Here is a 26,821-nt window from a genome sequence, read left to right on the forward strand (position 1 = left end):
TTTGAGAGAAAGAGGGATGACGCGAAGCGACTCAGGGGGTTAGTTCACCTTGATCAGACGCCAGTCGATGCGGTTGTCGGGGCGTTGCACCAGCTCGACATTTTTCTTCATCGCCCAGGCCAGCATCTGGTTGTGCAGGGGGATGTTGGCCACGGTGTCGTTCTGCAGCTGCAGGCCTTCGGTCAGCAGGCGGTTGCGCACGGGCTGGTCGGTCTCGGTCTTCACGCGGTCCACGATGTAGTCCATGCGTTCGTTGCTGTAGCGGCCCAGGTTGTAGTTGCCATCGCCGCCCGTGGTCTTGGTGCGGGTGAGCGATTGCAGGGTGTACAGCGCGTCGAAGGTCGGCACGCCCCAGCTGAGCAGGGTGATGCTGGCCTCGTGCCGCTGGGCCATGGGGTAGTAGGTGATGGAGGGCATCGTGCGCAGCTTGGCCCTGACGCCCACGCGCGCCCACATCGAGGTGATGGCCTGGCACAGGTTCTCGTCCTGGATGATGGAGTTGTTGCTGCAGGCGAAATCGACCTCGAAGCCGTCCTTGTAGCCCGCATCGGCCAGCAGCGCCCTGGCCGCGTTGGTGTCGTAGGGCAGGCGCTTGTCCACCGCCTCCGTCCAGCCGTTGACCAGGGGCGAGACGATGGCGCCCGTGGGCTTGGACATGCCGCGCATGGTCACGCGCTGCAGCGTGGCCACGTCGATGGCCTGGTACAGCGCCTTGCGCACGCGCAGGTCCTTGAGCGGGTTCTTGCCCTTGACGCTGCTGCCCGGCAGCTCGTCGCGGAACTGGTCCAGGGCCAGGTAGATGGTGCGGTTCTCGACCATCTCCATCACCTTGATGTTCGGGTTGGCCCTGAGGCGCTCCAGGTCCTGCAGGCTGGTGTCGCGCACCATGTCGACCTCGCCCGAGAGCAGGGCCGCGACGCGCGTGGCCTCGGACTTGATGGGTGTGTAGACGATCTCGGTGACGTTGCCCTCGGTCTTGCCGGCGTTCCACCACTGCGGGTTGGCGGCAAAGACCAGCTTCTGGTCGGGCACCCATTCCTTGAGCACGAAGGGCCCGGTGCCCATGGCATTGCGGTGAGAGAAGGTCTCGTCCTTGGACTTGATGTCCTTGGGCTCCACGGCATTGTTCTTCTCTGCCCAGGCCTTGCTCATCACGCGCAGCTCGGTCAGCTGGTTGAGCAGCACCGGGTTGGGGTTCTTCAGGAAGATGTCGATGGTCTCGCCGTCGACCTTGGCGATGCGCTCCATGCCCTGGGTGTAGATGGCGTAGGTGGAGGTCTTGCTCATCGCGCGCTGCAGCGAATACACCACGTCGTCGGCCGTCATGGGCGATCCGTCGCTGAACTTCACGCCCTGGCGCAGCTTCACGCGCAACTGCGTGGGGCTGACCTGCTGCCACGAGGTGGCCAGGAGCGGCTCGACCTTGAGCGTGCGGCTGTTGAACATCACCAGCGACTCGTACACCGCCGCATGGATGCCATTGCCCAGGGCACTGTTCTGCGAGTGGATGTCCATGGACTGGATGTCGGTGGACCCGGCCCAGCGGAACGTCTTGGCGTGCGCGCCCGGCATCGCGGCCACCCACGCCGCCATGGCCAGCGCGGGCACGAGCCAGCGGCGGCCTGGCCTTGCGGTGCCGGCCCCGCGGGGCGCGGCGGGCTGCGGGTGCGCAGGGTGCCGCGCTACTGCGGCAACGCGGGACACAACAGTGCGCGGAGACAGGTGAGGAAGGAAGCTCTGGAACCTACGGGGCATATGTTTTCCTTTGCAGGGATGGAAGCCGCAATATGCCGCAGCGGACCGCCAAACCTATTGCGCGTTTTCCACGACATCCACCCCTCTGCGCACGGTCCCCGGGGCGCAGAGGGAGCCCCGGGCGTCCAGGCGACCGGCCAGCTGCCGGTACTGGCTGGGGCTGACGCCACAGGCACGCTGCCAGCCATGCACGAAGTGCGCGGAGTCGGAGAACCCCGCGGCATGCGCGATGCCCGTCAGGCTGGCCGTGCCGCCAAGCAGGGCCTGCTGCGCGTGCTCGATGCGGGCGGCCTGGCGCAGCGTGGCAAAGCCCAGGCCGTGCCGGGCCAGATCGCGTTGCAGCTGGCGCGCGCTGCGACCCAGGCGGCGGGCGGCGTCGGGCAGGGCCAGGGCAGGCTCCTCGCGCCACCAGGCCAGCAGGTCCAGCACCTCGTTCGCGCACCCCAGCCGCCGCGCCAGGGACTGCAGCGTGCGCAGCGCATCCGCCGGGCTGCCGCTGGTGCCGCCGCGCGCCAGCACGCTCACGCACGAGGCGGCAATGCTCGCGCGGATGTCCGCACTTCGCTGCGCCGCGGCACGCAGGGCGCGGTCCGGCAGCATGGGGGATTCCCGCCGCAGCGCGCCCTGGCCATCGAGCTGCGTGTTGACGCCCAGGGGCGCCATCCGGTTGTAGGCGTTCCAGCGGTCCACGAACGCAGAGGGCCCACGGCCCACGGCGGCCGAGGGCGCCAGGAGCGCCTGCACCGGGTTCAGGTCCAGCGCACACAGCAGCGCAAGGCGCGCCTCCCGCCGGGCCTCTTGCCCGCGCGCCTGCGGGCCGCCGCGCAGCACCTGCGCCACATATGCCTGGTGGGTGACGAAGCCCTGCACCTGCGTGCGCACGGCCCGCGCCAGCAGCGCGTGGGGGCGTTCGTCGATATCGCCCAGGCAGGCGGGCAGCAGGTGGTAGCAAAAAAGCGCGGCCATGGCGCTTTTATACAAGCTGGCGCGGCCCGGCCCAGGGACGATGGCCCTCTCCTTCATTCCCTGTGCAAACACACCATGCAACGACGAGATCTTCTGGGCCTGATGGGCCTGACCGCACTGGGCGCCCCCCTGCGCCCCGCTTTCGCCCGCGGCGCCACCCACGGCCTGCTGGCGCTCGATGCCACGGCCCAGGCAGCGCTGGTGCGGGCGGGCCATCTGCAACCCGCGCAGCTGGTGCAGGCCAGCCTGGCGCGCGTGGCGGACGTCAACCCCAGGCTGCAGGCGCTGGTGGAACTCTGCCCCGACCGGGCCCGCGGCCAGTGGCAGGGGCCGCCCTCCCCCGGGCCCTTCTGGGGCGTGCCGTTTGCCTACAAGGACGCGGTCGACCTGCAAGGCACGCACCGGCGCAGCGGCTCGCGCCTGCAGGCGGACGCGGCACTTTCCAGCGCCTCGTCGCCGCTGGTGGCGCGCTGCGAAGCCAGCGGGCTGATCGCCATCGGCAAGACGGCAACGCCCGAGTTCCAGCTCAGCGCCACCACCGAACCCCTGCTTGGCGGCCCGGTCCGCAATCCCTGGAACCCGCTGCACTCCCCGGGTGGTTCCTCGGGCGGCGCCGCGGCGGCCGTGGCCGCGGGCATGCTGCCCATGGCGCACGCGACGGATGGCGGTGGCTCGATCCGCATCCCCGCCTCGTGCTGCGGGCTGTTCGGGCTCAAGCCCAGCCGCTCGCGCATGCAGGGCTCCGGCCCGCGCGATGCCGGTGTCGACCACGCGGTGAGCCGCACGGTGCGCGACAGCGCCACGCTGTTCTGGTGGAACCAGCGCGGCGATGGCGCCGCGCCGCTGCCGCCCATGCCCGCGGTGCACGGGCCCTCGGCCCGGCGCCTGCGCATTGGCTTCGCGCCGCAGAACCTCTTTGGCGAGATGCCGGACCCCGCGGTGCTGCAGGAAGTCACCCGCGTCGCGCGGCTGTGCGAACGGCTTGGGCACCAGGTGCAGCCCTTTGCGCACGGCATCGACGGCGAGCGGTTCTTCGATGCCTTCATGGTGGCCTGGAGCGGCGGCGCCGAGCGGGCGCTGCAGCAGGCCGAGGGCACGGGCCGCCCGCCCGACACGCTGCTGGAGCCCTGGACCCTGCACCTGGCACGGCACGCGCGCGCGCTCCCCGCCGGCGCGGCGGCACGCGCCGGCGCGCACTTTGCCGCCGTGGGCGCGCAGGTGAATGCCTGGTTCGACGCCGTGGATGTCGTGCTCAGCCCGGTGGCCGCCAGCGAGCCGCCACCGCTGGGGTGGCTTGCCCCCACCGTGCCCGGCGCCACGCTGTGGGCCCGGCTGATGCGCTATGCGTCGTACACGCCGCTGCACAACGTGGCGGGCACGCCGGCGATGTCGGTCCCGCTGGGGCTGAGCGCGCGCGGCCTGCCCATCGGCAGCCATTTCGCGGCGCGGGTCGGCGACGAGCAGACGCTGTTCGCACTGGCCTATGAACTGGAACAGGCCGACCCCTGGTCGCACCGGGTCCCACCGCTGTGAATGAAGCCCCGTCAGGGGCGCGCGGGCGCGAGCGGGTAGCGCGCCCCCGCGCGCGCCGTGCCCACCTGCAGCAGGTTGATGACACCCATCACGTCATCCACCAGCCCCACGGCTTTCTCCAGCGCCTGCGACTGCGCCTCGGACTGCACGCAGCCCATCAGCGTGACCAGCCGCCGCTCGCCCAGCACCCAGACGCTGGTGTCGTCAAAGCGCCCCTCCTCGCGGATATAGCGCTGCACGCGCGGGATGAGCTCCGCGTCGTACAGGTAGGAGTTGGGCAGCCGGCAGCGCCCCACGCGGTGGCAGCTGCCGCCATGCTGCGAGCGCGTGTGCGCCAGCTCGCGCACCTCGGCGTCGGTGTAGAGCGGGCCCTCGGGCACGGGGCATTGCGGGATGGCGCTGGTGACCTGGACGAAGGGGTCGTTGAAGGCATTGGTGCGGGGGGCTGGGCTGCCATCCTGCGCAACGGCCAGGGCAGCCACCCCCAACCACAGCAGGAAGAACTGGAAGAACACACAAACACGGCGCATGCATTGCTCCTTGGTGGACGGCAGGCACCCACGCTGCCTACAACGCGATCTGGTGTCGCGCAAATTCCCTGCGGCCTTTCAGCACACAGTCGTACAGGGTAAAACCAAAGTCCTCATAGAGTGCGCGCAGCGGCTGCCGATCGGCCACGCAGTCCAGCCGCAGGTACCGCACACCCAGGCTGCGGGCGTGCTCGCGCCCGAACGCCAGCAGCGCGGCAGACACCCCCTGCCCCGCCCATGCCCGCCGCACGGCCAGCTTGTGCAGGAACGCGGAGGTGCCTGGTTCCGCATCCGGCCAGAAAGTGGGGTCTTCGCGCTGCCAGCGCACCACGCCCGCCACGTCATCGCCCACCCTGGCCACCAGGAAGTGGCCGGTATCCACATCCTGCTGCACACGTTCCTCGCTGAAATCGGACACGGCCCACAGCGGCATCTGGCGGTCTACCAGCCACTGCGCGGCCTCGCGCAGCACCGCCGCGATGGCGGCGGCGTCTGACGGGCGGGCGATTTCTGTGTGCATACGAAAGCGGTATTGGCCTGCAGACAGGGGAGGTCCACGCAGGATGATGGGATGGCGCAAAGAACTATCCGCCTGCACAGCAGGCAGATTGCGGTTTACTCATTTTTTGATAGCTATTGGCGCTTGATGGATAAGCGCTGGAAGTCATTTTTATCTAAATTCTAGGGACAAAACCTCTTTCTGCAATCCCCAGCCCGCCCCCCGGATGGGGCGTGCCCCCTACGATGCCCTGACCGTGCCCCCCAGCGACCTCATCGTCCACCGCCCCGAAGGCCTGTACTGCCCGGCCGGCAATTTCTACATCGACCCCTGGCGGCCGGTGGAGCGGGCCGTGATCACGCATGCGCATTCGGACCATGCGCGCATGGGTTCGGCCCACTATCTGGCGCACCGCGACAGCGAGGGCACCTTGCGCAACCGGCTGGGCGCGGACATCGATTTGCAGACGCTGGCCTATGGCGACACCATCGACCACCATGGCGTGCGCCTGTCGCTGCACCCGGCGGGGCATGTGCTGGGCTCGGCCCAGGTGCGGGTGGAGCATGGGGGCCAGGTGTGGGTGGCCTCGGGCGACTACAAGCTCGAGGACGACGGCACCTGCCCGCCCTTCGAGCCGGTGCGCTGCCACACCTTCATCACCGAGTCGACCTTCGGCCTGCCGATCTACCGCTGGCCGTCGCAGCCCGCGCTGTTCGCCGACATCAATGCCTGGTGGGCCGCGAATGCGGCCGCCGGCAAGGCCAGCGTGCTGTATGCCTATGCCTTCGGCAAGGCGCAGCGGCTGCTGCACGGGGTGGATGCGGGCATCGGCCCCATCGTCGTGCATGGCGCGGTGGACCCGCTCAATGCGGTGTACCGCGCAGCAGGGGTGGCGCTGCCGCCCACCCTGCGCGTGACGGACCCGGGCGTCACCAAGTCCGAGTTGCGCCGCGCGCTGGTGCTGGCACCGCCCTCGGCGGCGGGCACGCCCTGGCTCAAGCGCTTTGGCGAGCATTCCGATGCCTTTGCCAGCGGTTGGATGCTGGTGCGCGGTGCGCGCCGCCGCCGCGGCGTGGACCGGGGCTTCGTGATGAGCGACCACGCGGACTGGCCCAGCCTGCAGAAGGCCATTGGTGCCACGGGTGCCGAGCGCATCATCGTGACCCATGGCAGCACCGACGTGATGGTGCGCTGGCTGTGCGAGCAGGGGCTGGACGCCCAGGTGTTCGTGACCGAATACGGCGCCGACGACAACGAGGATGATGCTGGCGCTGCACCCCCTCCAACGGCACCGGACGCCAGCGAGGTGGCAAAGGCGGCGCAATGAGGGCCTTTGCCACGCTGTTCCAGGCACTGGATGCCACCACCGCGCAATCGGCCAAGCTCGCGGCACTGGTGGCCTACCTGCGCGTGGCGCCTCCGGCCGATGCGGCTTGGGCCACCTACTTTTTGGCCGGAGGCAAACCGCGCCAGATGGTGCCCACCAAGCGCCTGAAAGCCCTGGCGCAGGAGGCGGCCGGACTGCCCGAATGGCTGTTCGAAGAAAGCTACCAGGCCGTGGGCGACCTGGCCGAAACGCTGGCCCTGCTGTTGCCGCCCCCGGTGCAGCCTGTGGACCTGCCGCTGGCCGCGTGGATGGCCCAGCTGCTGCCCCTGCGCGCCCTGCCGCCCGAGGAGGCCGATGCCCGCCTGCGCGCGCAGTGGGACATGCTGGCGCCGGAGCAGCGCTTTGTGTACTTCAAGCTCATCACCGGCAATTTTCGCGTAGGGGTGTCGCGCCTGCAGGTCACGCAGGCGCTGGCCACGGTAAGCGCGCTGGACCCCAAGCGCATCGCGCACCGGCTCATGGGCTACACGCAGATCGGCCGGCAGCCCCGGGCGGACGACTACGAGGCGCTGGTGGCGCCCGTGCAGGAGGCCGCGGATGGCGATACGGGCGCCGCCGTGGATGCGGGCATGGCGGGCCAGCCCTACCCCTTCTTCCTGGCGCACCCGTTCAACCAGCCCGTGGCCGAGATGCCTGCGCTGCTCGGCGCGCCCGGTGACTGGATGGTGGAGTGGAAGTGGGACGGCATCCGCGCGCAGATCGTGCGGCGTGCGGGCGCGGTGTGGGTCTGGTCGCGCGGCGAGGAGCTGGTGACCGACCGCTTTCCCGAACTGGCCGAGGCCGCGATGGCGGCCCTGCCCGATGGCACGGTCGTGGACGGCGAGATCCTGGTGTGGCTGCCGGATGAGCCCCAGCCCCGCCCCTTCGCCGACCTGCAAAAGCGCCTGGGCCGCAAGACCCTGGGACCCAAGTTGCTGCGCGAGCTGCCCGTGGTGCTGGTCACCTACGACCTGCTCGAACATGCGGGGCAGGACCTGCGCCAGCAGCCCCAACAGGCACGCCGCGCTCTGCTGGAGGCCACGCTGCAGCCCGACCCGGCGGCGATCGCTCCCGCCCCGCAACCGGGCCTGCGCCTGAGCACGCTGCTGCAGGGCGCCGACTGGCCGGACCTGGCGCGCCAGCGCGAAGCCGCGCGCGGCATGGGCACCGAGGGTTTCATGCTCAAGCACCGCCAGGCGCACTACGGCGTGGGCCGCACCAAGGACGTGGGCGTGTGGTGGAAGTGGAAGATCGACCCCATGAGCGTGGACGCGGTGCTGATCTACGCCCAGCGCGGCCACGGCCGCCGCGCCAGCCTGTACAGCGACTACACCTTTGCCGTGTGGAACGGCCCGCCCGAAGACCCCGAGCGCCAATTGGTGCCGTTCGCCAAGGCCTATTCGGGCCTGACGGATGTGGAGATCGGCCAGGTGGACGCCATCGTGCGCAAGACCACGCGCGAGAGTTTTGGGCCCGTGCGCAGCGTGGAGGCCACCATGGTGTTCGAGCTGGGCTTTGAAGGCATCGCGAAGAGCCCGCGCCACAAGAGCGGCATTGCGGTGCGCTTTCCGCGCATGCTGCGCTGGCGCCAGGACAAGACCGTGGCCGAGGCCGACACCCTGCAGACGCTGGCGGCATTGCTTCCGGGCCAGGACACCGGCGCATGAGCACGGCGCGCCGTCCGCGCAAGCCGCTGCCCACCGTGGCCGCGAGCGCGGCCGCAGGCTGGATGGCCACGCGCGGCTGGCAGCCCTTCGGCTTCCAGCAGGAGGTGTGGCGCGCCATGGGCGAGGGCCGCTCGGGCCTGCTGCACGCCACCACCGGCGCGGGCAAGACCTATGCCGTGTGGCTGGGTGCGCTGCAGCACCTGGCGCTGGCAGGCGCGCCCGTGGCACCCACGGCGGACGCCAGTGCGCGCACGGCCCTGCGCACACGCCGCGCGGCGGCGCCGCCGCTCACGGTGCTGTGGATCACGCCCATGCGCGCCCTGGCCGCAGACACGCTGCGCGCACTGCAGGCCCCGCTGCCGGACCTGGCGCCAGACTGGACCAGCGGCCTGCGCACCGGCGACACCGCCAGCGGCGAGCGCGCCGCGCAGGACCGCCGCCTGCCCACGCTGCTGGTCACGACGCCCGAGAGCGTGTCGCTGCTGCTGGCGCGGGCCGATGCCCACGAGCGCCTGCGCCATGTGCAGCTGGTGGTGGTGGATGAATGGCACGAGCTGGTGGGCAACAAGCGCGGCGTGCAGGCCCAGCTGGCACTGGCGCGCCTGTCGGGCTGGAACCCGGCGTTGCAGGTGTGGGGCATGTCCGCCACGTTGGGCAACCTGCCGGAGGCACTGGACACACTGCTGCCAAGGCCCGCGCGGGGAGCCCCTGCAGCACCGCCCGCCGTGCTGGTGCAGGGCCGCATCGACAAGGCGCTGAAAGTGGAGGTGATGCTGCCGGCCAAGGTGGACCGCTTTGCCTGGGCCGGCCACATGGGGCTGGCGCTGCTGCCGCAGGTAGTGGAGTCCATCGAGTCGTGTGCATCGTCTCTTGTTTTCACGAATACACGCTCGCAGGCCGAGCGCTGGTACCAGGCCTTGCTGGAGGCGCGGCCCGACTGGGCAGGCACCATCGCACTGCACCACGGATCACTGAGTCAGGACGTGCGGGCATGGGTGGAGAACGGACTGAAAACCGGCACGCTCAAAGCGGTGGTGTGCACCTCCAGCCTGGACCTGGGCGTGGACTTTTTGCCCGTGGAGCAGGTGCTGCAGATCGGCTCGGCCAAGGGCGTGGGGCGGCTGGTGCAGCGCGCGGGCCGCTCGGGCCACGCGCCGGGGCGCACCTCCAGCATCACCCTGGTGCCCACCCACAGCCTGGAGCTGGTGGAGGCCGCCGCCGCGCGCCACGCGCTGGCCCAGGGCCGCATCGAAGACCGGCACACGCCGCGCGCACCGCTCGATGTGCTGGTGCAGCACCTGGTCACCATTGCCCTGGGCGGCGGCTTCGTGCCTGCCGAGCTGCTGGCCGAAGTGCGCCGCGCGCCGGCCTATGCGGCACTGGCCGACAACGACTGGCAATGGGCCTTGCAGTTCGTGCGCCAGGGCGGCACCTCGCTGGCCATCTACCCCGACTTCCAGCGCGCCGTGCCTGACGAGGAAGGGGTGTGGCGCGTGCCCGATGCGCGGCTGGCGCGCCGGCACCGCAGCAACATCGGCACCATCGTGAGCGACGCCAGCATGCAGGTGCAGTTCGTGAGCGGCGGCCGACTGGGGTCGGTGGAAGAGAGCTTCATCGCGCGGCTGCGCAAGGGCGACGTGTTCATGTTCGCGGGCCGCCTGCTGGAGCTGGTGCGCACCCAGCAGATGACCGCCTACGTGCGCGTGGCGCCCAAGGGCAGCGCCGCGTTGCCGCGCTGGAACGGCGGGCGCATGCCGCTGTCGAACACGCTGGCCGACGCCATGCTGGAGATGCTGGAGCAGGCCGAGCGCGGCGTCTACGCCTCGCCCGAGATGCTGTGCGCCCGGCCCCTGCTCGCGCTGCAGCACGCCTGGTCGGCCCTGCCCACGCCCGGCCGCCTGGTGGCCGAAACCCTGCACACCCGCGAAGGCTGGCACCTGTACCTGTACCCGCTGGCCGGCCGCCTGGTGCACCTGGGCCTGGCGGGGCTGCTGGCCTGGCGCGCGTCGCAGCAGGTGCCCAACACCTTCTCCATCGCGGTCAACGACTATGGGCTGGAGCTGCTGTCCGCCAAGCCCGTGGACTGGGCCGCGCTGCTGCCGCGCCTGATCGGCGAGGGCACGCACACCACCATCGGCAGCGGGCTGGAGGACGAAGTGCTGGCCAGCCTGAACGCGACCGAGATGGCACGCCGGCGCTTTCGCGAGATCGCACGCATCGCCGGCCTCATCTTCCAGAGCCACCCGGGCGAGCAGCGCAGCAGCCGCCAGCTGCAGGCATCGTCCTCGCTGTACTACGACGTGTTCGCCCAGTACGACCCGGACAACTTGCTGCTGGCCCAGGCCCGCGCCGAGCTGCTGGCCAACGAGCTGGACATGGAGCGCCTGGCCCGCACCCTGCGCGGCATGCAGGCGCAGACCCTGTCCGTCCATGCCCTCACGCGCCCCACCCCATTCGCCCTGCCGCTGATGGTGGAGCGCTTTCGCGAGCGCCTGAGCACCGAAACGCTGGCCGACCGCCTGGCGCGCATGGTGCAGGCGCTGGAGAAGGCCGCCGACGACACCACCGGCACCCACCACGCCGACCATCCCGTGGCCCCGGCCGACATGGCCTGGGACGTGCCCGACGGGGCCACCGCGTCGCCCCGGCGCGCGCGCCGAGGCGATGCCGGCGACACGCCCCGCCGACCGAGAAGGCGCCATGGATTCTGAGCACCTCGACGACCGACCTTGCCCGTGAACGCAGACCCTTCTTTCGCCCCTTCACCCACCGCACCTCCCCCAGGCGCCCAGGCCATCACCCTGCCCTGCGGCACTGCCCTGTGGCTGCTGCCCCAGCGGGCCGTGTGGTGGCCCGCTGCGCGCACGGCCTTCGTGGCCGACGTGCACTTCGGCAAGGCCGCCACCTTCCGCCGCGCGGGCCAGCCCGTGCCGCATGGCACCACGGCCGACAACCTGGCCCGGCTCGACGCGGTGCTGGCGGCCACGGGCGCCGGACACCTGGTCTTCCTGGGCGATTTTCTGCACGCGCGCAGCGGCGCCGGCGCGCCGCTGTGGAACCAGTTGCTGCCCTGGCGCGAGCGCCACGCCCGCATCCGCATGACCCTGGTGCGCGGCAACCACGACCTGCATGCGGGCGACCCACCCGCGCCGCTGGGCGTCGATGTGGCCGATGAGCCCTGGCGGCCCGTGGAGGGGGCCGGGGTGCTGGCTTGCCACCATCCGCAGGCGGGGCCGGGCGATACGGTGCTGGCAGGGCATTGGCACCCGGTGGCCACCTTGCAGGGCCCTGCGCGGGACACGGTCCGCCTGCCGTGCTTCGCGTGGCAGCCGGGGCTTCTGGTGCTGCCCGCGTTCGGGGCTTTCACGGGCATGTCCAGCCAGCCGGTGCCCCCGTCCGCGCGGCGGTTCGCGGTGGCTGGAGACCGGGTCCGCGAAGTGCCGCGCCGGCCGGCCAGCGCCTGAGCCCGCGTTTCAGGGGCGCCTCGGCCGGGCCCGCCATGAAAAAAAAGGCTTTACCCGTCGGTAAATTTTGCATTATGGGATTCGATTGCAAAAACAGGGGGCACGGAACGCCGCAAGGAAGGAGAATCAGAGAGCATCCGCGTTTGGCCCCGCTGCGACCCGGCCGGGGACATTTACATACTCTGTTTCGTGAGACAAGCCATGACGACCCAGCAACCGACCATCATCTACACCCTGACCGACGAAGCACCCCGTCTGGCCACGGCTTCCTTCCTGCCCATCATCCGCACCTTTGCGGCGCCTGCGGGCATCAACGTGACCGAGAGCGACATCTCCGTGGCCGCGCGCGTGCTGGGCGAGTTCCCCGAATCGCTGACCGCCGAACAGAAGGTGCCCAACACCCTGGCAGAGCTGGGCAAGAAGACCCTGCAGGCCGATGCCAACATCATCAAGCTGCCCAACATCAGCGCCTCGGTGGGCCAGTTGCAGGCCTGCATCAAGGAGCTGCAGGGCAAGGGCTATGCGATCCCTGACTACCCGGAAGATCCCAAGACCGAAGAAGAAAAGGCGATCCGCGCGCGGTATGCCCGCTGCATCGGCTCGGCCGTGAACCCCGTGCTGCGCGAAGGCAACTCCGACCGCCGCGCCCCCAAGGCCGTGAAGGAATACGCGCGCAAGAACCCGCACAGCATGGCCGACTGGAGCCAGGCCTCGCGTTCGCATGTGTCGCACATGCACGCCGGCGACTTCTACCATGGCGAAAAGTCCATGACGCTGGACCGCGCCCGCGACGTGAAGATGGAGCTGATCACCAAGAGCGGCAAGACCGTGGTGCTCAAACCCAAGGTCTCGCTGCTGGACCGCGAAATCATCGACAGCATGTTCATGAGCAAGAAGGCGCTCGTAGAGTTCTACGAAAAGGAAATCGAAGACGCGCGCAAGACCGGCGTGATGTTCTCGCTGCACGTGAAGGCCACGATGATGAAGGTGTCCCACCCCATCGTGTTCGGCCACTGCGTGAAGATCTTCTACAAGGACGCGTTCGCCAAGCACGGCAAGCTGTTCGAAGAGCTGGGCGTGAACGTGAACAACGGCATGGCCAACCTGTACGAAAAGGTCGCCACGCTGCCCACGGCCCAGCGCGAAGAAGTCCTGAAGGACCTGCATGCCTGCCACGAAGGCCGTCCCGAGCTGGCCATGGTCGATTCGGCCAAGGGCATCACCAATTTCCACTCGCCCAACGACATCATCGTGGACGCCTCCATGCCCGCGATGATCCGCAACGGCGGCAAGATGTGGGGCGCCGACGGCCGCCTGAAGGACGTGAAGGCCGTGATGCCCGAATCGACCTTTGCCCGCATCTACCAGGAGATCATCAACTTCTGCAAGTGGCACGGCGCGTTCGACCCCAAGACCATGGGCACGGTGCCCAACGTGGGCCTGATGGCCCAGCAGGCCGAAGAGTACGGCTCGCACGACAAGACGTTTGAGATCACCGAAGACGGCGTGGCCAACATCACCGATCTGGCCACCGGCGAAGTGCTGCTCTCCCAGAACGTGGAAGCCGGCGACATCTGGCGCATGTGCCAGGTCAAGGACGCCGCGATCCGCGACTGGGTCAAGCTGGCCGTGAACCGCGCCCGCAACTCCGGCATGCCCGTGGTGTTCTGGCTCGACTCGTACCGCCCGCACGAGGCGCAGCTGATCACCAAGGTCAAGATGTACCTGCACGAGCACAACACGGCGGGCCTGGACATCCAGATCATGAGCCAGGTGCGTGCGATGCGCTACACGCTGGAGCGCGTGATCCGCGGCCAGGACACCATCAGCGCCACCGGCAACATCCTGCGCGACTACCTGACCGATCTGTTCCCCATCATGGAACTGGGCACCTCGGCCAAGATGCTGTCCATCGTGCCCCTGATGGCCGGTGGCGGCATGTATGAAACCGGCGCGGGCGGCTCGGCCCCCAAGCACGTGCAGCAGCTGGTGGAAGAAAACCACCTGCGCTGGGATTCGCTGGGCGAATTCCTGGCGCTGGCCGTGTCGCTGGAAGACCTGGGCCTGAAGACCGGCAACGCCAAGGCCAAGGTGCTGGCCAGGACGCTGGATGCCGCTACCGGCAAGCTCCTGGACAACAACAAGAACCCTTCGCCCAAGACCGGCCAGCTCGACAACCGTGGCAGCCAGTTCTACCTGGCCCTGTACTGGGCGCAGGAACTGGCCGCGCAGACCGACGATGCCGACCTGGCCAAGCTGTTCGCGCCGCTGGCCAAGCAACTGGCCGCCGACGAACAGACCATCGTGGCCGAGCTGGCCGCGGTGCAGGGTGCGCCCGCCGACATCGGCGGCTACTACCTGCCCGACACCGCCAAGCTGGACGCCGTGATGCGCCCCAGCAAGACGCTGAACGCGGCGCTGAAGACCGTGGCTGCGTAAACAACCAGCCAAGCCGCCCGCCCCCTAAAAAGGCCCCGCCCGTCGGGGCCTTTTTTCATTGCCCGGCCGCACCAGGATGACAAGACGGCCCGCAGCGGAGCCACCGTTCATGTCGCAGGCGGTGGAGACAAGTAAGTGGCGTGGCTACCGCCCCAGGATCAGGGCCGGTCGCGGTCGGCCACGCGGGTGTTCAGCGCCGCGGGCAGGTAAGCAGGCAGGAACGCACAGCCCTTGCCGAACTGCGCCTCGAAGGCCGGGCACTGCGCAGCGATGCCCTCGGGCGTGGGCTTCACGCCCTCGTCCACCCAGCGCAGCAGGGCGGTCATCAGCGCCGGGTAGGTGGGATCGCTCAGGTAGCTGTGGGTATTGTGCTGGGTGAAGGTCTGCACCAGGCGCGCCGCGCTGCCGCCCTGCTCCATGGTGGCCTTGAAAGCCGCATCCAGCTCGACAAAGGCCGTGGGGTCCTCCACGCCTTTCACGGTGAGCACGGGCACGGGAATGCGGCCACCGAGGTCCGTGTCCTGCGCAAACCGCGCCACGGCGGCCGGGTCCGCGCGGTAGCGCAGCACGGCGGCGTTCAGGGCCGCATCGTCGGGAGAGCCCTTGTACTGCACGCCCCGGTTGCCAAACGGGCTCGCGCCACCGGTGCGGTGCTGCACCACGTCGCGGTAGTGGAACGTGGCCCAGTTCATGTGGCCCTGGATGGAGCTGGCGGGGATGCGGATCACATCCACGATGGTCTTGACCTTGCGCTGCTGCTCGGGCGTGCGCTCTGCAGCGGGCCGGTTCAGCGCCAGGCATTCGTTCACGCGCGCCGCCAGATCCGCCTGCGTCATGGCCGCATCGCGCGGCAGGCCGATGTTGAGCGGGTACGCCGCCTCGGTGGGGCGGGGGTGGTTGTTGCACAGGTACTGGTAGACCACGCGCAGATCGGTGCGGAAGTCGTACGAGCGGGTGCCGCCCGCGAGCACGCCGCTGGTCAGCAGCACGGCATCGTAGGGGCGCTGGCCGCCGGCCGTGGCCTGGAACATCTCGGCCCCCTTGGCCGCCACGCTGGCGCCCCACGACTGGCCGTGCAGGATGGTGCGCTGCGGCCGGGCCACCTGCTGCACGAAGATCTTGCGCAGGCGCTCGGTATCTTCCGCCGCCGCGCGCACCTCCACGCCGCCCTGGCGGAAGGTGCTGCCCGCCCAGGCGTAGCCCGCACGGACCATGATGGACCAGCGCTCCAGGTCCTCCACCGCGCGCTCCATCCTGGGCGCGCCCAGCGCCGGGCCGCCGTGGGCGTGCAGCACCAGGTGGCCGTTCCACTGCTGCGGCATGGCGATGAGGTAGTAAGCCCCTGCGGAATCCTGGCCCGACAGGCAGCGGGCAATGGGCGCCAGGTCCTTGGGGCAGGGCGTGGCGGCGGGCGCGGCCTCCGCCACCGCCTGGGGTTGGGTGGCAACCGGCGCGCAGCCAGCCAAAAAGACGGCGGCTGCCAGGGCGGCCGGTACGGCCACGGTCCGGCGCGGCCAGGCGCGAAGCGGCGGCAAAGCAGTCATGGGAAGGTCTCCGTTGAAATAATGGCGGCGATGGGTAGCAGCTGCGCATCGTAGAAACGGGTCTCCGATACGTCAAATAGGCAAATCTCCAATCTCCGATACGATTTGCATATGAACCCGCTCCCTGAGCCATTGCACTGCTGACATGGACATCCGCCAGCTCCGCTACTTTCTCGCCGTGGCAGAAGCCGGGCACATGACCCGCGCCGCCGAGCAGCTGGGCATGGCCCAGCCACCGCTGAGCCAGCAGATCAAGGCGCTCGAAAGCACCGTGGGCATGGCCCTGTTCAAACGCCATGCCAAGGGCGTGGCACTGACCGAAGCGGGCCGCGCGCTGCAGGCCGACGCCACGCGCCTGGTGCACGACTTCGATGCGCTGCAAGGCCGCATGCAGTTGCTGGCCGAGGGCAAGACCGGGCGCTTGGCCATCGCCTTCACCAGCTCGGCGGCCGCGCACGAGTTCACGCCATTCGCCCTGCGCGAGTGCCGCGCGCGGCACCCCGGTCTGGTGCTGGAGATCGGCGAGAACAACGCCGCCGAGATCACCGAGGCCGTGGCCGGGGGCCGCCTGCATTGCGGCCTGCTGCGCGTGCCGGTGGCCCGCCCCGAGGGCCTGGCGTTCGACACCCTGCAGCACGAGCCCGCCATGGTGGCCCTGCCCATCGACCACCCGCTGGCGCTGCGCCAGCGGCGCGGCAAGCCGCTGGCCATCCGCATCGCGGACCTGGAGGGCGAGCCCATGATCCTGGTGCGCCGTCCGGGTGCCCCGGGCCTGTACGCCAACCTGCTGGCCCTGTGCGACGAGGAAGGCGTGCGCCCCCGGGTGGTGGCGGAAGTTGCGCGCATGCTGACCAACCTGAACCTCGTGGCGGCGGGCACCGGCATCTCGGTGGTGCCGTCGTCGATGGTGGGCGTGCACCGCCACGCGATCGCGTACCGCCCGCTGGTGGACGGCGGGCGGCTGGACGTGCCGCTCACCCTGGTGTACCGCTCGGCGGACAACATGGGGCCCACGGCCACCTTCACCGCGCTGCTCAACACGCTGGCGCGTCAGGGCACGCCCTGACGCCGGGGGGACCGGTTGGCCATGGCGATCTCGCGCTGTGGCGCCCACGTGTAACTGGCAGCAACAAACCCCACACGGCCGATGCGTGCGGGCACACTGGCGCCGCCGCCGGTGCCGCGCGCCGTCCCCGCCGTGCCCTGCCGCGCACCCCGGTGGCAAGTGGGCGGCGCCGAACGGCGGGCCCCTGCTTGTCCGCATCCGCGTTTTTCTGGCCGCCCCCGGGCCCATCGCCCCATTTACTTTTTATGCCACGTCTGCCCCCCTCCTTGTCCTCCCTCGTGTCCGCCGCCTGCCTGGGTGCGCTGCTGTGCGCCGCAGGGCCCGCCGCGGCGGGCCCGAAAGAGGGAGTCCGCGCCTATGAGCGCGGGGAATACGCCACAGCTCTGAAGGAATTGCGTCCCGCCGCGCAGGCCGGCCATGCAGACGCCCAGTACCACCTCGGCCGCATGTACGACGCAGGCCGCGGCGTGGCGCTGAACGAAGCCACGGCGGTGGGCTGGTACCTCAAGGCCGCCCAGCAGGGCCACACGGATGCGATGTACGAGCTGGGCGTGTCCTACGACGAGGGGCTGGGCGTGCCGCAGGACCGGGTGCAGGCCGCCCAGTGGTACCGCAAGGCGGCGGACCTCGGCCACGCCCAGGCGCAATACAACCTGGCGGTGTCCTATGACAAGGCCGAGGGGGTGCCGCAGGACTTCCGCAAGGCGGTGGAGTGGTACCGCAAGGCGGCGGCCCAGGGCCACCTCGATGCGCAGTACAACCTGGGCATTTCGTACGACAAGGGCGAGGGGGTCGACAAAGACCCCCGGCAGGCCGTGCAGTGGTACCGCAAGGCCGCCGAGAAGGACCATCCCGAATCGCAGTTCCAGCTCGGCATGGCGTTCTACCACGGTGACGGGGTGGCCAAGGACCTGGCGCAGGCCGTGCACTGGTACCGGCGCGCGGCGGAGAACGACCTTGCATCCGCGCAGTACCACCTGGGGCTCGCCTACGACGCGGGCGAGGGCATCGCCCAGGACAAGAAGGAGGCCGTGCACTGGTACCGCCAGGCGGCCGGGCAGGACCATGCCAAGGCCCAGTTCAATCTGGCCGTGTCCTATGACGAAGGCGACGGCGTGGCACGGGACAAGAAGCAGGCCGTGCACTGGTACCAGCAGGCGGCCGGGCAGGGACATGCCAAGGCCCAGCGAAACCTGTCGCTGATGTACGCCCGCGGAGAAGGCGTGCCGCGCAACGCGGCCCTGGCGCGCGAATGGGCGCGCAAGGCGGCCGAGCCGCGCGACGGCACACCGGATTGATGCCCTGGCACGCGGTGCCGCCTGGAGCAGCGGCACCGGAGCAGCCCCAGGGTATGGCGGCGGCAGTTGCTATATTTTGAATAGCAAAAACCCGCCATCCATCCTGCGCCAGGGGCATTTTCCCAAGGGACACCGCACTGCGGTGCCGCCGTGGCGGCTCAGGCCGCCACGGTGTCCTCAGTTGTTGCCCTGGGCCGTGCCCTCGCGGCGCGGGTCCGCGCCGCCCGCATACGTGCCCGCGCCGGGGTTGCGCGCCAGCAGGCCGGCATTGCCATTGGACCGCAGGCCGTTGAATACCGCGCCGTGCAGGCCGCTCGTGAAGGTGTCGGTCTGCGCCACGGTGTGGCCGCGCGCCTTGAGGCCGTCGCGGATGGCGGCCGTGTCGATGACCGAACCCTTTTCGATGGATGTGGTCGCGTTGGTCTGCGCGCCGAAGTTGGGCAGGTTGATCGCCTGCTGCACGTTCAGCCCCCAGTCCGTCATGCCCAGGATGCTCTTGGCGGTGTACTGGATGATGGCGCTGCCGCCGGGCGAGCCGATGGCGCCTTCCAGGTCTCCGGTGGCCGCGTTGAAGATGATCGTGGGCGCCATCGAGCTGCGCGGGCGCTTGCCGGGCTGAACGCTGTTGGCGATGGGCAAGCCTGCAGCGTCGGTGGCGGTGAACGAGAAGTCGGTGAGCTGGTTGTTCAGCAAAAAGCCCCGCACCATCTGCAGGCTGCCGAAGCCGTTCTCGATGGTGGTCGTCATGGACACCGCGTTGCCCGCGTTGTCGATGATGGACAGGTGGGTGGTCGATGGCAGGGCCAGCGAGTTGTCCTGCCCCTTGGCGCCGCTCACGCCCGGCGGTGTGCCCGCCACGGGGGTGCCGATGCTCTTGCTCAGGCTGATGAGCTTGGCGCGCTCGCGCAGGTAGTCGGCGTTGACCAGGCCGGCCTGCGGCACGTTCACGAAGTCAGGGTCGGCCACATACAGCGCGCGGTCGGCATAGGCCAGGCGGTAGGCCTCGGACACCACGTGCACCGCATCCAGCGTGTTGGGCTTCATGGCCGCCAGATCGAAGCCCTGCAGCAGGCCCAGCGTCTGCAGCACGGCGATGCCGCCCGAGCTGGGCGCGGGCATGCCGCACACGCGGTACTGGGTGCGGTAGACGCCGCAGACGGGCTCGCGCACCTTGTGGGTGTAGCTGCTCAGATCGTCCAGCGACAGCTTGCCGGGGTTGGTGGGGTGGCCCGCTACCTTGGCCACGATGTCCTTGGCGATGTCGCCCTGGTAGAACGCGTTGGCGCCGCCCGCGGCAATGGCCCTGAGCGTGGCGGCCAGTTCGGGGTTCTTGAGCAGCGTGCCGGCCGCCTTGGCCGTGCCGTCGGCATTGAGGAAGTAGCTGGCGCCGGGCTCGCCCTGCGCCTTGATGCGCGCGGCCGAGCCGGCGATGGACACGCTCATGCGCTGCGAGATCGCAAAGCCGTTTTCACTGAGCTGGATCGCGGGCTCGAACAGGTCCTTCCAGGGCAGCTTGCCGTGCACCTTGTGCGCGGCTTCGAGCATGCGCAGCACGCCGGGCGTGCCCACCGAGAGGCCGCCATCCACCGCCGCCAGAAACGCCAGCGGCTTGCCGTCCGCGCCGATGAAGAGATTGGGCGTGGCCGCCTTGGGCGCGGTTTCGCGGCCGTCATAGGCGAGCAGCTTGTTGGCACCCTTGTCGAAGTGCAGCATGAACGCGCCCCCGCCGATGCCCGACGACTGCGGCTCCACCAGGTTCAGCACCATCTGCACGGCGATCGCCGCGTCCAGCGCCGTGCCGCCCTTGGCCAGGATGTCGACCCCGGCCTTGGTGGCCAGCGGGTTGGCCGTGGACACCATGTCCTTGTTGGCGTAGCTGATGGCCTTGGGCGTGTAGCCCGAGGGCGGCTCCGGGGGCACGTACTGCTCGACGGGCTCGGGGGTGGCCACCGGCGTGCCGGGGCCGTCATTGCCGCCGCAGGCGGCCAGCAGGGCCAGCGCGGCGATGCCCAGGCCCCAGCGGGTGGGTTGGCGTCGAAAGACAGAAGCCGTCATGGTGAAAGGTCCTTGGAAAGGGAGGGTGGTGAAACCGCCGCCCTGTGGGGCACGGCGGACGGCCCGAGCGCCGGGAACGCCCATCAAGTATGTGACGACTTGATGAAAATCATTTTGCTTTTATGCCCCATTTCACGCCAAATACGAGAAACAGATTTCCTTATTTGCCGTGAAACAGAATCTGGATTCCATCGACCGCCAATTGCTTGCCCTGCTGCAGCACGACGCCGAGACGCCGCTGGCCGAGCTGGCCGATGCCGTGCACCTGTCCAACACGCCCTGCTGGCGGCGCATCCAGTGGCTGCGCGAGAAGGGGTTCATCACACGCCACGTGGCGCTGGTGGACCCGCGCAAGGTCAATGTGGGCGTGACCGTGTTCGTGGCCATCAAGACCAACCAGCACCACCAGCAGTGGTTCGAGACCCTGCGCGACGTGGTGATGGGCATTCCCGAGATCGTGGAGTTCTACCGCATGAGCGGCGACGTGGACTACCTGCTGCGCGTGGTGGTGCCCGACATCCGCGCCTACGATGCGGTCTACAGGCGGCTGACGCAGGCCGTGGCGCTGTCGGACGTGAGCTCGAGCTTCGCGATGGAAGAAATCAAGTTCACCACCGCGCTGCCGCTGGACTACGCGCAATGACGCACTGCCGGGCAGGGGCAGCATTGCGCCCGGCCGGCAGGCCGGCTGCGCGGCACAATCCAGTCCGCGCCACCTGATGCCGCCACACCCGCATCGCCGCCCCTGGCCCCCTGAATCCAGCATGCACTGGATTTTGTTAACCAAATAGTGAACTATTCGGGCATGACCAAAGACACCGAGACCCCCGCCAAGGAGCGCCAGCGGGATGCCGACCGCTCCCAGGGCGTGATCTTCAGCGCCGCGCGCGACGAGTTCGCCGAACACGGCCTGGGCGGCGCGCGCATGGACCGCATCGCCGAGCGGGCGGGCCTGAACAAGCGGCTGATCTACTACTACTTCGAGGACAAGGAAAAGCTCTTCCAGGCCGTGCTGGAGCAGGCCTACCTGCACATCCGCGAGGAAGAGCGCAAGCTCAACCTGCTGGACCTCCCGCCCGCGACCGCCATCCGGCGGCTGGTGGAGTTCACCTGGACCTACTACCTGGAGAACCCCCAGTTCCTCACGCTGCTCAACAGCGCCAACCTGCACAGGGCGCGCCATCTGCAGGAGTCGCAGCGCGCGCGCGAGATGAACTCGCCGTTGATCGCCACGCTGGGCGAGGTGCTGGAGCGTGGGCGGCGCGAGGGCAGCTTCCGCGGCGGGGTGGATCCGCTGCAGCTGTACGTGTCCATCGCCGGGCTGTCGTACTTCTACCTGTCGAACAACCACACGCTGTCGGCGATCTTCGGGCGCGACCTCATGGCCCCGAAGGCGCGCAGCGAGCGGCTTTCGCACATGTGCGATGTGATCCTCGGGTACGTGCTGCTCGGCTGAGCCCGACGGCCCGGTCCCCAAGCTTCGTCTACAGCCCGCCTTCGCGGTCATGACCCGGGGGCGGCGGCCGCTTGAACATCACGGTGACCTGCGCCTGGGGCTCCCGGTAGCCACACGCTGAAAAGAAGTGCCTTGCCCCGCCCATCGCCTTCACGTAGATGGGCACGCCAGGGAACTCCAGCTCGATCCGCTGCATGAGCGCCCGTCCGATGCCCCTGCCCTGTACGGCGGGGTGGACCACCAGTTCACCCAGCATGGTAGAGAACGCCCCGTCGCTGAAGGCGGAGACGTAGCCGACCACCGCGCCGTCGTCCATCCGCGCATGGGCCACCAGGGGGTACGCGCGGCAGGAGCGAAGGAACAAGGCTTCGTCGTGCTCGCCCCAGCCCACCGCCGCCATCAGCGCAGAAAACTCCCGCCACGTCACGGTCTTGTCGGTCGAAATTTGATAGCCCATGGCCTGACTCTACGGGACCAGCCGGGCACCTCGCGGCACGCCTGGCCGCGCGGCGGTTGGCTCCTCCACGGCGACAGGCCCCGGGCCGCGCGCATCCCACGGATGCGGGTAAACCCCTAATTTCAACGTGCGAAACCGCGTTGACGTGCAGGGCGCGTTCCTGAAAAATGCACTCTATTCACCATTCAGTGAATTAAAGAGCAAGTCCAAGCCTGCCCACGGAGACAAATCCATGCCCATCACCCGCACCACCCGCCGCGCTGCGGCCACCGCCCTGGCGGCGGCCGCGCTCACCACCCTGTCCTTCGGCGCCCTGGCGCAAGGCGGCTACCCGACCAAGCCGATCCGCGTGATCGTGCCCTTCGCGGCGGGGAGCACCACCGACATCATTGCGCGCGCCATCGCCGACAAGATGGGTCAGAGCATGGGCCAGACGCTGGTGGTGGACAACCGCGGCGGCGCCAGCGGCACCATCGGCCAGCAGGCCGTGGCCACGGCGGCGCCGGACGGCTACACGGTGATGATCCATTCGTCGTCGCACACGGTGAGCCCCTCGACCTTCGCCAAGCTGCCGTTCGACACGGTGGGCGACTTCGCGGGCGTGACGCCGATCTCGTCGCTGCCCAATGCGCTGGTGATCTCGCCCGCCAAGGGCATCAAGACGCTGCAGGACCTGGTGGCCACGGCCAAGGCCAAGCCCGGCACGGTGAACTTCGCCTCGGCCGGCCAGGGCAGCGCCACGCATTTGAACGCCGAGAAGTTCAAGCTGGCCGCCAAGATCGACGCGCAGAACATCCCCTTCAAGGGCTCGGCCGAGGCCGTGACCGAGGTGCTGTCGGGCCGCGTGGACTACTACTTCTCGCCCATCGCGCCCGTGATCGGCCAGATCAAGGACGGCCAGCTGCTGGCGCTGGCCGTGGGCTCGCCCAAGCGCGCCGCCGCCCTGCCCGATGTGCCCACCACGGCCGAGGCCGGCGTGCCCGGCTCGGAATTCAACTTCTGGATCGGGATGATGGTGCCCGCCAAGACGCCGCGCGACATCGTCAACCGCCTGCACGACGAGGTGGTGAAGGCGCTGGCCACGCCCGAGGTGAAAGAACGTTTCCTGAAACTCGGCGCCGATGCCTGGACGCTCAAGCCCGAGCAGTTCGATGCCTACATCAAGGACGAGATCAAGAGCAACGCCACGCTGGTGAAGGCCGCCGGACTCTCGCCCACACAGTAATTCCCTTCGCGCCGCACCGCACCGCCAGCCCCTGCCGTGGGGGTGGCCAGGCCGCGCCTTTGCCCAATTTTTTTTCAACCTTGAACTGAACGAAAGCACCACCGCCATGGCAACCCAACGACTCGGACTCATCATGCACGGCGTCACCGGCCGCATGGGCATGAACCAGCACTTGATCCGCTCCATCTGCGCCATCCGCGCGCAGGGCGGCGTGGTGCTCGGGAACGGCAGCCGCGTGATGCCCGATCCGATCCTCATCGGCCGCAATGCCGAGAAGATGGAGGCCCTGGCCAAGGCCCACGGCATCGCGCGCTGGGGCACGGACCTGGACGCCGCGCTCGCCAACCCCGAGGACACGGTGTTCTTCGACGCCGGCACCACGCAGATGCGCCCCACCCTGCTGGCCAAGGCGATCCGTGCGGGCAAGCACGTGTACTGCGAAAAGCCCATCGCCACCAACCTGAACGAGGCGGTGGAGATTGCGCGCCTGGCGTCGGGCTCGGGCCTCAAGCACGGCGCAGTGCAGGACAAGCTCTTTCTGCCCGGCCTGCGCAAGCTCGACATGCTGCGCCGCGCGGGCTTCTTCGGCCGCATGCTGAGCGTGCGCCTGGAGTTCGGCTACTGGGTCTTCGAGGGCGACCTGCAGCCCATCCAGCGCCCGAGCTGGAACTATCGCAGCGAAGACGGCGGCGGCATGATCCTGGACATGATGTGCCACTGGCGCTACGTGCTGGACAACCTGTTCGGCGAGGTGAAGTCGGTGTCTTGCATCGGCGCCACGCACATCCCCACGCGCTGGGACGAGGCCGGCCAACCGTACCAGGCCACGGCCGACGACGCGGCCTACGCCACCTGCGAACTCACGGGCCACAACGGCGAGCCGGTGATCGCGCAGCTCAACATGAGCTGGGCCACGCGCGTGCGGCGCGACGACCTGGTGACCTTCCACGTGGACGGCACCGACGGATCGGCCGTCGCCGGCCTGTCAAGCTGCCGCGCGCAAAGCCGCGTGGCCACGCCGCGCCCGGTGTGGAACCCCGACGAGAAGCAGACCATGAACTTCTTCGACCAGTGGCAGGAGATTCCGGACTCGCAGGTCTACGACAACGGCTTCAAGATCCAGTGGGAGCACTTCATCCGCCACGTGGTGGAAGACGCGCCGTACCGCTGGACCCTGCCCGAAGGCGCCAAGGGCGTGCAGCTGGTCGAAGCCGCGCTGGAAAGCTGGAAGGAACGCCGCTGGGTCGATGTGGCCCCCCTGCAAGCTTAACCACCGACTACTGTTTTGATAGCTGCTAGCGCTTGCTGGATAAGCGCCAGAGGCCAATTTCATTCAAATTTCTGCGAGTACACCATGGCCTTCAGCCTCCCCCTGCCCACGGCCGACGGCCGCATCAGCCCCTACACCCTGCAAGGCCGCCCGCCGGTCGCGCCACAGCGGGGCGCGGCGTTCAACCGCATCGCCTACTCGGCGGCCCACGTGGTGGCCAACCCGCTGGCCGCCATCGACCCGTGGCTGCAGTGCGCGGTGGACTGGGACGCGACCATTGCCTACCGCCAGCGCCTGTGGTCGCTGGGCCTGGGCGTGGCCGAGGCCATGGACACCGCGCAGCGCGGTATGGGGCTGGACTGGCCCACCTCGCTGGAGCTGATCCGCCGCTCGCTCGACGCGGCGCGCGACTTCGGGCCGGGCGCGCTCGTGGCCTCGGGCTGCGGCACGGACCACCTGGTGCTGGACGAGGTGAAGTCGGTGGACGACGTGATCCGCGGCTACGAGGAGCAGATGGAGGCCATCGAGAAGCTCGGCGGCAAGCTCATCGTCATGGCCAGCCGGGCGCTGGCCCGGGTGGCGCAAAGCCCCGCCGACTACGAACGCGTGTACGACCGCATCCTCTCGCAGGCACAGCAGCCCGTGGTACTGCACTGGCTGGGCGACATGTTCGACCCGGCGCTGGCGGGCTACTGGGGCTCGCGCGACGTGGATGCGGCCATGGACACGGCGCTGGCGGTGATCGCCGCGCACCCGGACAAGGTGGACGGCATCAAGATCTCGCTGCTCGACAAGGACAAGGAAGTCGCCATGCGCCGCCGCCTGCCCACCACGGGTGGCACCGACGGCCAGGGGGTGCGCATGTACACGGGCGACGATTTCAACTACGCGGAACTCATCGCCGGCGACGGCGCGGGCGGCACGCCGCGCCAGGGCCAGAGCGATGCGCTGCTGGGCATCTTCGACGCCATCGCACCGGCCGCGAGCGCGGCACTCGCAGCGCTGGCCGCTGGCGACACGGCGCGCTTTCACGCCATCCTGGGGCCCACGGTGCCGCTGTCGCGCCACATCTTCGCGGCGCCCACGCGCTTCTACAAGACGGGCGTGGTCTTCATGGCCTGGCTCAACGGGCACCAGAGCCACTTCACCATGGTGGGCGGGCAGCAGAGCACGCGCTCGCTGGTGCATTTCGCCGAGCTGTTCCGGCTGGCCGACCAGGCCGACCTGCTGGAGCAGCCCGAACTGGCCGTGCAGCGCATGGGCCACCTGCTGGCACTGCACGGCGTGAGTGCCTGACCGCCATGCGTGATTTCACCCAAGACCACCGCTGGCTCTCCATCAATACCGCCACCGTGCGCAAGCAGCAGGGGGCCGAGGTGCCACTGGCGCGCATCATCGACCAGTGCGCCGCACGCGGCATCCGCGCCATCAGCCCCTGGCGTGACCAGGTGGCCGCGGCGGGGCTGGACGCTACCGCGCGCCAGCTGCGCGCCCATGGCATGGAACTGTCGGGCTACTGCCGCGGTGGGTTCTTCCCGGCGGCGGATGCGGCCGGCCTGCGCGCCGCGCTCGACGACAACCGCCGTGCCATCGACGAGGCCAAGACGCTCGACGCCGCCTGCCTGGTGCTGGTGGTGGGCGCACTGCCCGGGGCGCTGGAAGGCACGCCGCACTACACCGACATCGCCCGCGCGCGCGGCGAGGTGGTCGACGGCATCGCCGCGTCGCTGGAATACGCGCGCCAAGTGGGCATGCCGCTGGCCATCGAGCCGCTGCACCCCATGCAGGCGGCCGACCGCGCCTGCATCAACACGCTGGAGCACGCGCTCGACATCTGCGATGCGCTGGACCCCAGTCGCAGCGGCAGCCTGGGCGTGGCGCTGGACGTGTACCACGTGTGGTGGGACCCCAAGCTGGAACAACAGATCGCGCGCGCCGGCAAGGAACGCCTGCTGGCCTTCCATGTCTGCGACTGGCGCCTGCCCACGCGCGACCTGCTCAGCGACCGGGGGATGATGGGCGACGGCGTGATCGAGCTCAAGAAGATCCGCCAATGGGTCGAGGCTGCGGGCTTCGGGGGCTATGCCGAGGTGGAGATCTTCTCGGCGCTGGACTGGTGGCAGCGCACGGGCGAGGACACGCTGGACACCTGCATCGCGCGGCACCGCAGCGTGGTCTGAGCCCCCGGGGCGGCTCCGCGCCCTGCGGACCCCGGCGCCACCGGTGCGCGG

21 protein-coding genes are annotated in these 26,821 nt (G+C 69.3%); 14 read left to right on the forward strand and 7 right to left on the reverse strand.

The window, feature by feature from the left end:
• Positions 1 to 39: 39 nt before the first annotated feature.
• Both AC07OD_RS18565 and AC07OD_RS18570 read right to left on the reverse strand, forming a co-directional pair.
• A complete protein-coding gene (locus AC07OD_RS18565) occupies positions 40 to 1,593 on the reverse strand; it encodes an ABC transporter substrate-binding protein (protein ID WP_218339491.1) in 1,554 nt (517 codons plus the stop codon).
• Positions 1,594 to 1,809: 216 nt separating this feature from the next.
• Positions 1,810 to 2,721, reverse strand: a complete 912-nt coding sequence (locus AC07OD_RS18570) for a helix-turn-helix transcriptional regulator (protein ID WP_218339250.1) — start codon at positions 2,719 to 2,721, stop codon at positions 1,810 to 1,812.
• 75 nt (positions 2,722 to 2,796) lie between these two features.
• On the opposite strand from AC07OD_RS18570, the gene AC07OD_RS18575 reads away from it, so the two are divergent.
• On the forward strand, positions 2,797 to 4,254 hold the full coding sequence (locus AC07OD_RS18575; RefSeq protein WP_218339251.1) for an amidase family protein: 1,458 nt from the start codon (positions 2,797 to 2,799) through the stop codon (positions 4,252 to 4,254).
• 11 nt (positions 4,255 to 4,265) lie between these two features.
• Here AC07OD_RS18575 and AC07OD_RS18580 read toward each other — a convergent pair whose 3' ends face one another.
• Together AC07OD_RS18580 and AC07OD_RS18585 are read right to left on the reverse strand one after the other, a co-directional pair.
• A complete protein-coding gene (locus AC07OD_RS18580) occupies positions 4,266 to 4,784 on the reverse strand; it encodes a BON domain-containing protein (RefSeq protein ID WP_218296458.1) in 519 nt (172 codons plus the stop codon).
• Between the two features lie 37 nt (positions 4,785 to 4,821).
• Positions 4,822 to 5,304 carry a GNAT family N-acetyltransferase gene (locus AC07OD_RS18585; RefSeq protein WP_494597704.1) on the reverse strand — a complete coding sequence of 161 codons (483 nt, stop codon included), beginning with the start codon at positions 5,302 to 5,304 and terminating at the stop codon, positions 4,822 to 4,824.
• A gap of 205 nt (positions 5,305 to 5,509) precedes the next feature.
• On the opposite strand from AC07OD_RS18585, the gene AC07OD_RS18590 reads away from it, so the two are divergent.
• The 5 genes from AC07OD_RS18590 to AC07OD_RS18610 all read left to right on the forward strand — a co-directional run bounded on the left by AC07OD_RS18590 (position 5,510) and on the right by AC07OD_RS18610 (position 14,219).
• The gene (locus AC07OD_RS18590; protein WP_494597705.1) at positions 5,510 to 6,610 is read left to right on the forward strand and encodes a ligase-associated DNA damage response exonuclease; all 1,101 of its coding nucleotides are present in this window, start codon (positions 5,510 to 5,512) and stop codon (positions 6,608 to 6,610) included.
• Positions 6,607 to 8,316: an ATP-dependent DNA ligase gene (locus tag AC07OD_RS18595; RefSeq protein WP_494597706.1), complete on the forward strand. Its 1,710-nt coding sequence runs from the start codon at positions 6,607 to 6,609 to the stop codon at positions 8,314 to 8,316. The genes AC07OD_RS18590 and AC07OD_RS18595 overlap by 4 nt, the downstream gene beginning before the upstream one ends.
• On the forward strand, positions 8,313 to 11,027 hold the full coding sequence (locus tag AC07OD_RS18600; protein WP_494597707.1) for a ligase-associated DNA damage response DEXH box helicase: 2,715 nt from the start codon (positions 8,313 to 8,315) through the stop codon (positions 11,025 to 11,027). Before AC07OD_RS18595 ends, AC07OD_RS18600 begins: the two co-directional genes overlap by 4 nt.
• Before the next feature lie 18 nt (positions 11,028 to 11,045).
• On the forward strand, positions 11,046 to 11,780 hold the full coding sequence (pdeM, locus tag AC07OD_RS18605; RefSeq protein ID WP_218296453.1) for a ligase-associated DNA damage response endonuclease PdeM: 735 nt from the start codon (positions 11,046 to 11,048) through the stop codon (positions 11,778 to 11,780).
• Positions 11,781 to 11,981: 201 nt separating this feature from the next.
• The gene (locus AC07OD_RS18610; protein ID WP_218339255.1) at positions 11,982 to 14,219 is read left to right on the forward strand and encodes an NADP-dependent isocitrate dehydrogenase; all 2,238 of its coding nucleotides are present in this window, start codon (positions 11,982 to 11,984) and stop codon (positions 14,217 to 14,219) included.
• Between the two features lie 158 nt (positions 14,220 to 14,377).
• On the opposite strand, the gene AC07OD_RS18615 is transcribed toward AC07OD_RS18610, so the two are convergent.
• Positions 14,378 to 15,763 carry a hypothetical protein gene (locus tag AC07OD_RS18615; protein WP_218339256.1) on the reverse strand — a complete coding sequence of 462 codons (1,386 nt, stop codon included), beginning with the start codon at positions 15,761 to 15,763 and terminating at the stop codon, positions 14,378 to 14,380.
• Positions 15,764 to 15,908: 145 nt separating this feature from the next.
• Between AC07OD_RS18615 and AC07OD_RS18620 the strand changes: the two genes are divergently transcribed.
• Together AC07OD_RS18620 and AC07OD_RS18625 are read left to right on the forward strand one after the other, a co-directional pair.
• A complete protein-coding gene (locus AC07OD_RS18620; protein WP_218339257.1) occupies positions 15,909 to 16,829 on the forward strand; it encodes a LysR family transcriptional regulator in 921 nt (306 codons plus the stop codon).
• 266 nt (positions 16,830 to 17,095) lie between these two features.
• Positions 17,096 to 18,127, forward strand: a complete 1,032-nt coding sequence (locus AC07OD_RS18625; protein WP_218296449.1) for an SEL1-like repeat protein — start codon at positions 17,096 to 17,098, stop codon at positions 18,125 to 18,127.
• 177 nt (positions 18,128 to 18,304) lie between these two features.
• On the opposite strand, the gene ggt is transcribed toward AC07OD_RS18625, so the two are convergent.
• Positions 18,305 to 20,182, reverse strand: a complete 1,878-nt coding sequence (gene ggt, locus AC07OD_RS18630) for a gamma-glutamyltransferase (protein ID WP_494597708.1) — start codon at positions 20,180 to 20,182, stop codon at positions 18,305 to 18,307.
• A gap of 181 nt (positions 20,183 to 20,363) precedes the next feature.
• Here ggt and AC07OD_RS18635 point away from each other — a divergent pair, with 181 nt between their 5' ends.
• Together AC07OD_RS18635 and AC07OD_RS18640 are read left to right on the forward strand one after the other, a co-directional pair.
• A complete protein-coding gene (locus AC07OD_RS18635; protein WP_218296717.1) occupies positions 20,364 to 20,825 on the forward strand; it encodes an Lrp/AsnC family transcriptional regulator in 462 nt (153 codons plus the stop codon).
• 162 nt (positions 20,826 to 20,987) lie between these two features.
• The gene (locus tag AC07OD_RS18640) at positions 20,988 to 21,638 is read left to right on the forward strand and encodes a TetR/AcrR family transcriptional regulator (RefSeq protein WP_218339260.1); all 651 of its coding nucleotides are present in this window, start codon (positions 20,988 to 20,990) and stop codon (positions 21,636 to 21,638) included.
• A gap of 28 nt (positions 21,639 to 21,666) precedes the next feature.
• Here the strand turns inward: AC07OD_RS18640 and AC07OD_RS18645 are convergent, their stop codons facing one another.
• Positions 21,667 to 22,095: a GNAT family N-acetyltransferase gene (locus AC07OD_RS18645; RefSeq protein ID WP_218339261.1), complete on the reverse strand. Its 429-nt coding sequence runs from the start codon at positions 22,093 to 22,095 to the stop codon at positions 21,667 to 21,669.
• Between the two features lie 232 nt (positions 22,096 to 22,327).
• Here AC07OD_RS18645 and AC07OD_RS18650 point away from each other — a divergent pair, with 232 nt between their 5' ends.
• The 4 genes from AC07OD_RS18650 (at position 22,328) to AC07OD_RS18665 (ending at position 26,770) form a co-directional block, all read left to right on the forward strand.
• A complete protein-coding gene (locus AC07OD_RS18650) occupies positions 22,328 to 23,320 on the forward strand; it encodes a tripartite tricarboxylate transporter substrate binding protein (protein ID WP_218296445.1) in 993 nt (330 codons plus the stop codon).
• Between the two features lie 106 nt (positions 23,321 to 23,426).
• The gene (locus tag AC07OD_RS18655) at positions 23,427 to 24,590 is read left to right on the forward strand and encodes a Gfo/Idh/MocA family protein (protein ID WP_218339262.1); all 1,164 of its coding nucleotides are present in this window, start codon (positions 23,427 to 23,429) and stop codon (positions 24,588 to 24,590) included.
• Positions 24,591 to 24,674: 84 nt separating this feature from the next.
• Positions 24,675 to 25,886, forward strand: coding sequence for a dihydrodipicolinate synthase family protein (locus AC07OD_RS18660; protein ID WP_494597709.1), 1,212 nt, complete (start codon positions 24,675 to 24,677; stop codon positions 25,884 to 25,886).
• A 5-nt stretch (positions 25,887 to 25,891) separates the two neighbouring features.
• Positions 25,892 to 26,770: a sugar phosphate isomerase/epimerase family protein gene (locus tag AC07OD_RS18665; RefSeq protein WP_218296443.1), complete on the forward strand. Its 879-nt coding sequence runs from the start codon at positions 25,892 to 25,894 to the stop codon at positions 26,768 to 26,770.
• Positions 26,771 to 26,821: the final 51 nt, after the last annotated feature.

Source organism: Acidovorax sp. GW821-FHT10E03 (genome assembly GCF_059415205.1).